Source organism: Nocardiopsis sp. NRRL B-16309 (assembly GCF_001279585.1).
GTDB lineage: Bacteria > Actinomycetota > Actinomycetes > Streptosporangiales > Streptosporangiaceae > Nocardiopsis.
The window spans coordinates 1-765 of record NZ_LGEC01000131.1 but is presented as its reverse complement, the minus strand read 5'-3'; the positions used below and the strand labels follow the sequence as shown (position 1 = coordinate 765).

Annotated in this window: 1 protein-coding gene; it reads right to left on the bottom strand. The window is 68.1% G+C overall.

Going from position 1 to position 765, the window contains the following annotated elements:
* Positions 1 to 765 (bottom strand): AMP-binding protein (locus ADL05_RS27635; protein WP_156366083.1); only part of this gene is annotated, 765 nt, incomplete at both ends.

Sequence of the window (765 nt, the reverse complement as noted above, 5' to 3'; positions counted from 1 at the left end):
TTGGCCGTAGGGGTTGGCGATGAAGTTCTGGGCGGTCAGGTCGGGGCGGTTGAGGTATCCGCGGGCGAGGCCGGCTCCACCGATGCACAACTCACCCACCACACCGGTGGGCAGGAGCTGCTGGCGCGAGTTGAGGATGTACAGCTGCGCCCCGAAGATGGGCCGCCCGATGTGGACGCGCTCCAGGTCGGGTGTGTACCGGGCCAGGCACACGCCGACCGTGGCCTCCGTCGGGCCGTACCCGTTGAAGAACGCGCGCCCGGGTGCCCAGACACGGACGAGGTCGAGCGGACACGCGTCACCGCCGACAGTGACACAGCGCACGGACGGGAGGGACTCCTCGGGCAGCGTGGAAAGCGCTGCCGGTGTCAGGCTGATGTTCTCGACCCCCTGCTCGATCAGCAGATCGGCGAGATCGGAACCGGCCATCTGGAGGTCGGGAGGCGGCACCACCAGAGTCCCGCCGGACAGCAGCGCCGCGCACAGCTCCCACACGGAGATGTCGAAGCTCAGCGACGTGCCCTGCAGGACTCGCTGCGGAGTCTCCAGACCGTAGTTCTCGTACTGCCATCGGGCCAGATCACGGAAACCGCGGTGCGTCACCTGGACGCCCTTCGGTGTTCCGGTGGAGCCGGAGGTGTAGATGACGTAGGCGAGGTCGTGGTGGGTCAGGCCGGTGTGGGGTGGGGTGTCGGGGTGGTGGGTCAGGTGTGGCCAGTGGTCTTCCAGGGCCAGGACGGGTGTGTCCGTGTCGGGTAGTGCGTC